At 45.7% G+C, this 9,407-nt stretch carries 6 protein-coding genes; 2 read left to right on the forward strand and 4 right to left on the reverse strand.

Annotated features, from left to right (window positions below; all coding sequences use genetic code 11):
* Window positions 1-228 precede the first annotated feature (228 nt).
* Both recQ and H9625_RS12280 read left to right on the forward strand, forming a co-directional pair.
* Window positions 229-2,046: a DNA helicase RecQ gene (recQ, locus tag H9625_RS12275; protein ID WP_087247681.1), complete on the forward strand. Its 1,818-nt coding sequence runs from the start codon at window positions 229-231 to the stop codon at window positions 2,044-2,046.
* A 35-nt stretch (window positions 2,047-2,081) separates the two neighbouring features.
* The gene (locus tag H9625_RS12280) at window positions 2,082-2,252 is read left to right on the forward strand and encodes a hypothetical protein (RefSeq protein ID WP_158100078.1); all 171 of its coding nucleotides are present in this window, start codon (window positions 2,082-2,084) and stop codon (window positions 2,250-2,252) included.
* A 123-nt stretch (window positions 2,253-2,375) separates the two neighbouring features.
* Here H9625_RS12280 and H9625_RS12285 read toward each other — a convergent pair whose 3' ends face one another.
* The 4 genes from H9625_RS12285 to hflX all read right to left on the reverse strand — a co-directional run bounded on the left by H9625_RS12285 (window position 2,376) and on the right by hflX (window position 9,240).
* The gene (locus tag H9625_RS12285) at window positions 2,376-4,022 is read right to left on the reverse strand and encodes a fumarate hydratase (protein ID WP_022041320.1); all 1,647 of its coding nucleotides are present in this window, start codon (window positions 4,020-4,022) and stop codon (window positions 2,376-2,378) included.
* A 149-nt stretch (window positions 4,023-4,171) separates the two neighbouring features.
* Entirely contained in the window at window positions 4,172-5,944 is a 1,773-nt protein-coding gene (locus tag H9625_RS12290) for a TlpA family protein disulfide reductase (protein ID WP_191764565.1), read from the reverse strand.
* 30 nt (window positions 5,945-5,974) lie between these two features.
* Complete coding sequence (locus tag H9625_RS12295) at window positions 5,975-7,978, reverse strand: DUF4954 family protein (RefSeq protein ID WP_022041318.1); 2,004 nt, start codon at window positions 7,976-7,978, stop codon at window positions 5,975-5,977.
* Window positions 7,975-9,240, reverse strand: coding sequence for a GTPase HflX (gene hflX, locus H9625_RS12300; RefSeq protein WP_022041317.1), 1,266 nt, complete (start codon window positions 9,238-9,240; stop codon window positions 7,975-7,977). Before hflX ends, H9625_RS12295 begins: the two co-directional genes overlap by 4 nt.
* Between the last annotated feature and the right edge of the window lie 167 nt (window positions 9,241-9,407).

A 9,407-nucleotide genomic window follows, 5' to 3' on the forward strand; every position in this document is an offset into this window, starting at 1 on the left:
TCTTGCCATCTAAGGAAAGGTTGTGAAAAATCTCGTGTACATCCATGTGAACGTTTCCGGGATACTTTACTTCGTTACCAATGACAAATGATTTTTTGCTATTCATGATGTTCCTATCCGACACACCGGAAAAACGGCTTGTAAACATGAAAGTGAAAAAATAATCAGCAATTCCGCGCATTCCGACTTCAAATTCGCTTAACTTTGTACCCTGATATGAATACAGAAATGCTTAAGACACTCAAATCTTATTTCGGATATACCAGTTTCCGACCGTTGCAAGAAGATATCATCAACTGCATCCTGCAAAAAAAAGATACCTTGGTACTGATGCCTACCGGCGGCGGTAAATCACTCTGCTACCAGATACCGGCATTGCTGATGGAAGGAACCGCCATCGTAGTCTCTCCGCTAATCTCCTTGATGAAAGACCAGGTAGAAGCCTTACAGAACAACGGTATCATTGCACGTGCCTTGAACAGCACCAACGATGAAACCAGCAATGCCAATATCCGTTTCGAGTGCCGGCAAGGCAGGGTAAAGCTGCTCTACATCTCTCCCGAACGGCTGTTGACGGAAATCAACTACCTGCTGAAAGACATCCGTATCTCACTTTTCGCCATTGATGAAGCCCACTGCATTTCACAGTGGGGACATGATTTCCGTCCTGAATATACCCAACTGAAAACATTGCGTGAACAATTTCCGCAAATACCTGTGGTAGCACTGACTGCTACTGCCGACAAAATAACACGGCAAGACATCGTGAAGCAACTGGCAATGCGTGACCCGCAGATATTCATATCATCTTTCGACCGTCCGAACCTAAGTCTTGACGTAAAACGGGGCTATCAGCAGAAAGAGAAGATACGTACCATCGTAGACTTCATCAGCCGCCATGCCGGAGAAAGCGGCATCATCTATTGCATGAGCCGGAACACAACTGAAAAAGTAGCAGAAATCTTGGAAGGATACGGCATATCCACTACTGTCTACCATGCCGGATTGAGTGCAGCTACACGCGATGCGGCTCAAGAGGATTTCATCAACGACCGTATACAGGTGGTATGCGCTACCATTGCATTCGGAATGGGCATTGACAAATCAAACGTACGCTGGGTCATCCATTACAATCTTCCGAAAAGTATCGAAAGTTTTTATCAGGAAATAGGACGTGCCGGACGTGACGGACTGCCCAGTGACACTTTACTGTTTTATTCTTTAGCAGACATTGTGCTACTTTCACGTTTTGCCTCAGAAAGCGGACAACAAGAGTTGAACATGGAAAAATTGAAACGTATGCAACAGTATGCCGAAGCGGACATTTGCCGCCGGCGTATTCTGCTGAACTATTTCGGCGAAAGCATGGACCACGATTGTGGAAATTGTGATGTATGCCGCAATCCTCCTCAGCGTTTCGACGGAACCATCTTGGTGCAAAAGGCACTAAGCGCCATAGCCCGTACTGACCAACAGGTGGGTACAAGTACCTTAATAGACATACTGAAAGGGGCTGCAACAGCAGATATCATCGAACGCGGATACGACAAGCTGAAAACCTATGGAGCCGGACGAGATGTACCGGCACGCGACTGGCAAGACTATCTGTTACAAATGTTGAACCTGGGATATTTTGAAGTGGCCTACAACGAAAAAAATCATCTCAAAATAACAGAGACAGGAAAAAAAGTATTGTTCGGGCACGAACGTGCACAATTAGTAGTTATCAAACGAGAAGAATTCCTCTCTCACGAGAAACGTAAAAGGAAGAAAACGGCGTCACACATTACTCCCGTACAACCGGAACCTACAATGTTTGAAGATGAAAACCTCCAGCTGTTCGAAGCCTTGCGGGCACTTCGCAAAAAACTTGCCGACCAACAGGCTATCCCTGCCTACATTGTCCTGTCGGATAAGGTACTTCATTTGCTAGCCTCTTCCAGACCTACTACCATCGATGCCTTTGGAGAAATAAGCGGCATTGGCGAATACAAGAAAGAACGTTATGGGAAAGAATTTATCGAAGTAATCCGACGGTTTAGCTGATAACGTTTTAGAAGCTGTTTTGAATTTATCGTGCGATGATTTGGGATGAGTTTTTGAGGCATTTTCGCTTCTGTGATGAGGAAGATAGCGGGCTATCTGACGAAGAACAGGAGCGAAAAGAACCAAAAAATCGCCCAAAGCACACACGAAAACGGATACATCAAGCCAAGAAAAACTTTTTGGAGAAATTCAAAACAGCTTCTTAATAAGAGCCCGATTTCTGTCCCTACTGCCAAACAAAAAATGCGGAAGCACTCCGACACCCGATTAACGATAATCTTTGTGTCACCGTGCTTCCGCATTCTATTTATTGCGTATAAAGCTGCAGCTTATTTGCAATTACCGGTACAACGTGGTTTGATTTGTTTAAAGAAATCATTTCCCTTGTTATCCACCAGAATAAATGCCGGGAAGTCTTCTACTTCAATCTTCCAAATAGCTTCCATACCCAGTTCTGGATATTCCACACACTCGATGCTCTTGATGTTGTTCTGTGCCAGGATAGCAGCAGGACCACCGATAGAACCCAAATAAAAACCTCCGTGTTTCTTGCAGGCATCGGTTACAGCCTGGCTACGGTTTCCTTTAGCAAGCATAATCATACTACCTCCATGACTCTGGAACAAGTCCACATACGGGTCCATACGCCCTGCTGTAGTCGGTCCCATTGAGCCACAAGCCATTCCTTTCGGGGTCTTTGCCGGACCAGCATAATAAATCGGATGGTCTTTGATGTATTGCGGAAGGTCTTCACCTCTATCCAGACGCTCTTTCAACTTGGCATGAGCGATATCACGTCCTACGATAATCGTACCGTTCAATGACAGGCGGGTGGCTACCGGATATTTGTCAAGTTCGGCAAGAATTTCTTTCATCGGACGGTTCAAATCTATTTTAACCGCATTTCCTTCTCCTGCCTGACGCAATTCTTCCGGAATCAGTTCGCCCGGATTCGAATCCAGCTTTTCAATCCAGATACCGTCTTTGTTGATTTTACACTTGATGTTACGGTCGGCCGAACAAGACACTCCCAAGCCTACCGGACAAGAAGCACCATGACGGGGCAAACGGATAATGCGTATATCGTGTGCATAATACTTACCACCGAACTGTGCACCCAATCCAATATTATGAGCTTCTTCCAATACTTTCTTTTCCAACTCCACATCGCGGAAAGCGCGTCCGTATTCATTGCCCGTAGTAGGCAGGTTGTCGTAATAATGGGTAGAAGCCAATTTCACCGTAAGCAAATTCTTTTCGGCAGAAGTACCGCCAATGACAAAAGCGATATGATAAGGAGGACAAGCCGCGGTACCCAGCGTTTTCATCTTTTCTACCAGGAACGGAACCAACGTAGCAGGATTCAGAATTGCCTTGGTTTCCTGATACAAATAGGTTTTATTGGCAGAACCTCCACCTTTGGTTACGCACAAGAATTCATATTCCATACCTTCGGTAGCCTCAATATCGATTTGCGCCGGAAGATTGCAACGGGTATTCACTTCTTCGTACATGCTGAGTGGCGCATTTTGCGAATAACGCAAGTTGTTTTCGGTATAAGTCTTATACACTCCCAGTGACAATGCTTCTTCGTCGCAATAACCGGTCCATACCTGCTGGCCTTTTTCTCCGTGAATGATTGCCGTACCGGTATCCTGGCAGAAAGGCAATACACCTTTGGCAGCCACTTCGGCATTGCGCAAGAATGTCAGTGCTACATACTTGTCGTTTTCGCTTGCCTCGGGGTCGTGCAAGATTTTTGCCACTTGCTCGTTGTGTGAACGGCGCAACATAAATGAAACATCGTGGAAAGCGGCATTTGCCATAGCTGTCAGACCTTCCTTTTCCACTTTCAGAACAGGTTTTCCCTCAAACTCGCTTACAGAAACATAATCTTTTGTAAGCAGATAGTATTCAGTAGTATCCTTACCTTTTTCGAACATCGGCTGATACTTGAATTCTGGAGTTGTTGCCATAATCGATAAGATATTAATTGTTAGTTATTACGTGTGAGCAAAGTTACAAAGTATTATTGAAATATTTCCTTAAATAAACGAGTTTTTCAAGTTTCTACAAAAAGTTTTTCTCGTCTTGATGTTTCCGTTTTCAAAAGAGTTTCTGAAATTCACTCGCTTGCCCGAAGCAAGTCTTTCATCAGCACATCGGTTCCTGGGAAACCGGTGTATTGGTCTTGCAGCTTGCCATCATAGCTGATTACCAGATAACCCGGTATGGCTTTTATGCCATACGTCTGACACAGGTAATCCCATTGTTCTTTTTTCAGGCGATAATGTACTCCTTTGATATCCGTAATAGCCGTCTTCCACTCAGCTTCAGGTGAAGAAGGTCCGGTCAGATAGATATACACGATATCTTTCGATGCCAGTTTTTTCTTTAAATCGCGAATGGCAAACATGCTCTTCCGGCACGGTCCGCACCATGTTGCCCAAAAGTCTATCAAGACAGCTTGTCCCCGGTAAGAAGAAATGATAGACGGCAGAATATCCGCCCCCGATACATTCTTGTCAAGTTCGGCTATCACAAAACTCTTGTTCGATTGTGCCAAAGCAGCTTGCGCTTCAAGAGCCTCAGCCCTTTCCTTGACATATTTCTGAATTTCAGGCTGAGTTATGGTTTTCATCAGCTCCTTGTCATCGGAAGAGAACCTATGTTCTTTCACAAAGTTCTGATATACCTCACGTGCTTTCTTCACATCTTCCCACAAGTCTACCACCTGTCCTTTATCGCGCTCCATATATTCCAGGTATGTGGTATAGTCGTATCCGTAACGGAAATAGGGTGACTTCACGATACCCGGCATCGCTCCTTTTTTCCCCAGTACTACCAGTTCATTCATTTTCAAGTTCAACAAGACATACTGACGATAAGCTTCTCCCACTTTTTTATCATCCTGTAAATTACGTTCATACCTGTCGTAATGTCCTTTTACGAATTCATTGAACCTGTCTGCCGACTGCTCAGAAGCCATGAACTTAAAATCCGGGTCTTCTTCCATTGATAACGGATAGCCCCACGTAGCCAACTCATCATTCAGGTTCGCCATACTTCCATCGAACCATGCCTTTTGCTGTTGTCCGTACTTTTCCTTCAACAGGTGGGAAGCCGACATGCTCAACCGAGGCAGATGGATATATACCGTAGTTTCTTCGCCCGGCACAAGGAACATATCCAGTTGTGCTTTGTTTATCTGCAATTTGGCTCCCCCTGCCAACAACAAGTCGGTTTCGATATGGAAAGAACCATCCTGACGTATACGCACGGTTTGCCCCCACTCATTATAAAACAACCAGTCGGAATGCCGAAAGACAACTTCCAATTCCATCGAGGGGTTGTAACCCAAGATATAACCGTTGATAACCGCCTTGCCCGATTTCAATTGAGGCTGAGGCAAAGTGCGGCTTTGTTCGAAACGTCGAGTCTGTAAGAAACTGGGTACGTATACATACGGCTCTATTCCCGTCAGCTGTACTCCATAGATGGTCCACCCCTCGTCTTTTTCCACAAAATCTACTGTATGTATACCCTGGGGTATCGGAGCAAACGACAAGATAATATCCATTTTTCCAGAATCCGGAATCCGTTCGGGAACCGTTTTCCCATCGATAGATACATGAGCAGCCTCGCGCAAAGGAAACTCTTGCTTGCCACTCCGCAAACAGGTATTCGATGAAATGACCGCCACTTCACCCGGCCTGCCATACAAAACAGCATCTACCTGTGTCTGTTCATCGGTCTGAATGATTTTCTTGATTTCTATCTTCGACGTGGTAGCAGTCACAAAACAGGGATTGGTAACATCTCTTTTCCGATAATTTTCAGCCTGTGCCGTCAAGGCAATACAGCCCAACAAACACAATATCCAGACATACTTTTTCATAATACACTCCTCCTTATCTTTATTCATACATCACGCTTCATTTTCATTCAACAGTCCCTTGAGCCTGTCAATCAATTCATTGCCCAAGGCTGTCTTAACCTTGATGTGTTCCAGAACCGCCGTTACAAACGGATTGCTTTCGAACACCCCCCTCACTTGTTCAAAGTCAAGCTGTTGTTCCGTCTTGCTTCCATCGGCACCGAAGCCTGTCATCGAAGTCAATGAAAACTCCTTTTGGGCATCTTCGTATACCATCCGGTCCAGCCACACCACAGACTCTTGCCATTGCCGTACGATAGCCACAATATCCCGGGCAGTCACCTTGTCGGCCTCCAGATGATAAAAGTCCAACATTTTCTCGTAAGCCCATGTCCATTCATACGTATAATAACAGGCATGCATTTCGGCAAAACGCTCGTGCATCTGCTTCACCGTGCACAATGTTCCAGTCTCGATTTCACTCATCACCCGTTCTATCTCGCTCTTAGGTGCTATCAGTCCCGAGACGTCCACCCATTCGCCCTTTCCTATGGATGTATCGGGCACAAGACGTTGACGGATTTCCTCGTCGCTCCGGAAACGAATGTTTTCAAGCCGCTTGATGACCGAATTTCCCAAGAACTTATGAATGGCAGTTTCGTAAAACCTGATTCCCTTGTTCAAGGCCGAGTTCTTGATTTTGGCACTTTGGTATGCATAAGTTTCCGATGTTTCGCCCGATACTCTTTCCAGTTCTTTCAGGATTTCACGCCCCTTCATCATTTTCTGAATGGTGTACGGGCTGAGCAAGTTGTAATTAATCTGGTCCAGCTTCATCGGGTCTTTGCGCAAATCACGTTTCGGCCACTTCTGCGCATCGCGAATGGTTCCTACACTCCGTAAGTTAACTCCAGGAACCAGATAAGTCGTATTCTTGTCCTCTATCAGATAAGAGAAAGGAAGATTGGACGTATCCGGATGATTGACATGGCGACCCATTACCAAAGAAAAGGCTCCGATGCGTGCCGGCCACAAGACATACGAATCGGAAGTGGTTTTTGCACCACGCTCCAAAGCACCTTGGTGAATCGGTCCCAGCTTATACATGTGATTGCTCTGGTTAGACCCAGAGCCTGCATTCATAAACGAAAACATTCCTGCTATCAACAGAGTCGACTTATGATGTGTCACCGTAAACGGTCCGGCAAAAATGGCACATGCTTCGCCGTTTTCTTCTTGACAATTGCTGAAGAAAAGTGAGTCGGATGCCGAATAGTTGTGCCCCATCCGGCAGGCTTGCCCCACAAAACAACGGGTTATCATCGTACCGTCTTCGATGTGGGCACCGCTCGACACGATGAAATCATCACATACCACACCATATCCGATATGTACCGGGTCAGCAGCATTGCTATTGATGGAACCATTTTTCAACCGACCGGCCCCTTCTATTTCACAACAATCACCGATACGTACATTCTTAATGTACCCAGCATTGACAATTGTCACATGGTTTCCGATGGTTCCCCGCTCGGAGGCATGTTCTTCGGCGTATCCCTCTATTACCGCTTTCATACGCTCTATCAACAACGGCCGGTGCCGGTACAATGCCATAATATATGCCTGATGTGCGGAAAGATGGTCGTGTATCACCACCTCACGCCCTCCAGTTTCATTCAGTACAGAAACCTCCACGCCATTGCCGAAGCGCGATTTCTTGTCCACCAAAATGATGTCGACATTCTCGATAAACGTCGATTCTCCGATATCATAATTGGCTATATAATTCTTTACGTTCTCTATCAGGCAATTGTCGCCTACCGTTACATTGTGCAATACCACGTACGACAGTCCGGCATGCTTGCGTACCCCTCCAGCCAACTGGAACTCACCCTCGAACACTCCCAGGCGTATCTTCCCCGAGAAACGGGCGTGATGTACATGTGCGGTAGTAAATCTTTCCGCCACCTGCACCTCGTTCCAGTCAGCAGCTGTACAAGCCTGTGCTTCCAGCCTGCCGATTTCTTCTTTTGTCAGCGAACGATAGGTATTCATAAGCTGCTCTCCTCATCGTAAGTCTGGTAAAGAAAATCATTGTACGGATACTTCTGCACATGCAGTTCCCTTACCTTGTTATATAATATTTTCTTCAACTCCTCCAGATTGGTCTTGTTTCTGGCAGAAATGAAAATACAGTTATCATTCAGTTTTGCCATCCAGGTATGCATCAGTTCATCCAGTGTAATATTCTCCTTGGTTTTCGGGGTCAGGTCATCTTCGGCTTTCTGTACATACGTATAGGCATCTATCTTGTTGAACACAATCATCGTAGGCTTACCGCCTGCCCCCAGTTCGGCTATCGTCTTGTCCACCACCTGTATCTGTTCCTCGAAGTCGGGATGCGAGATATCCACCACATGTACCAGCAAGTCGGCTTCGCGCACTTCATCCAGCGTCGACTTGAACGAATCGACCAAATCGGTAGGCAATTTACGGATAAACCCTACGGTATCCGAAAGCAAGAAAGGCAAATTATCAATAATCACTTTACGCACAGTCGTGTCCAGCGTTGCAAAAAGTTTGTTTTCGGCAAACACTTCACTCTTGGCTAGCAGGTTCATCAGCGTAGATTTACCCACGTTGGTATATCCTACCAACGCGACCCGAATCAGCCTGCCGCGGTTCTTGCGCTGGGTAGACTTCTGTGTATCAATCTCCGCCAGACGCTGTTTCAGCAGCGACATACGGTTCAAGATGATACGGCGGTCCATTTCCAGCTGCGTTTCACCCGGTCCGCGCAGCCCTACCGAGCCTTTACCTCCTCCTGCACCGGAACCACCCCCCTGGCGTTCCAAGTGTGTCCATAACCGTTGCAGGCGTGGAAGCATATATTTGTATTGTGCCAGTTCCACCTGTGTCTTGGCATTGGCTGTCTGCGCCCGCATAGCAAAAATATCCAGAATCAGCGAAGTGCGGTCCAAGATTTTCACTTTCAATTCATTCTCGATATTCCTTATCTGTTTGGCAGACAACTCGTCATCGAATATGACCATCCCGATTTCGGTCTCTTCGTTTTCGTTCTGTTCTTGCAAATACGCCTGTATTTCCTGTAATTTTCCTTTTCCAACGTAAGTTACCGAATTGGGCGTATCTAGCTTCTGCGTGAAACGTTTTACCACTTCCGCACCTGCCGTTTCGGCAAGAAAAGCCAGTTCGTCCAGGTATTCATTGGTTTTTCGCTCGTCTTGCGACTGGGTTATCAACCCCACCAGCACAGCCTTTTCGGTCTGTGCTTCAGATATTACAAATTCTTTCATCCAGCTTCTTATTTCAATCAACGCAAATATAAAGAGATTTTCTATATAAACAAAGTACTGACGGCACCTTATCAAGACAAAATTCTTTTATTTTAGTTCCTATGTTTGTAATGTGCTAGCAAAATAGCATAAAGCCAAGAGAATTATTAAATTTGTAAATGAAAGAA

The sequence above is a fragment of the Phocaeicola intestinalis genome, assembly GCF_014837065.1.
Taxonomy (GTDB): domain Bacteria; phylum Bacteroidota; class Bacteroidia; order Bacteroidales; family Bacteroidaceae; genus Phocaeicola; species Phocaeicola intestinalis.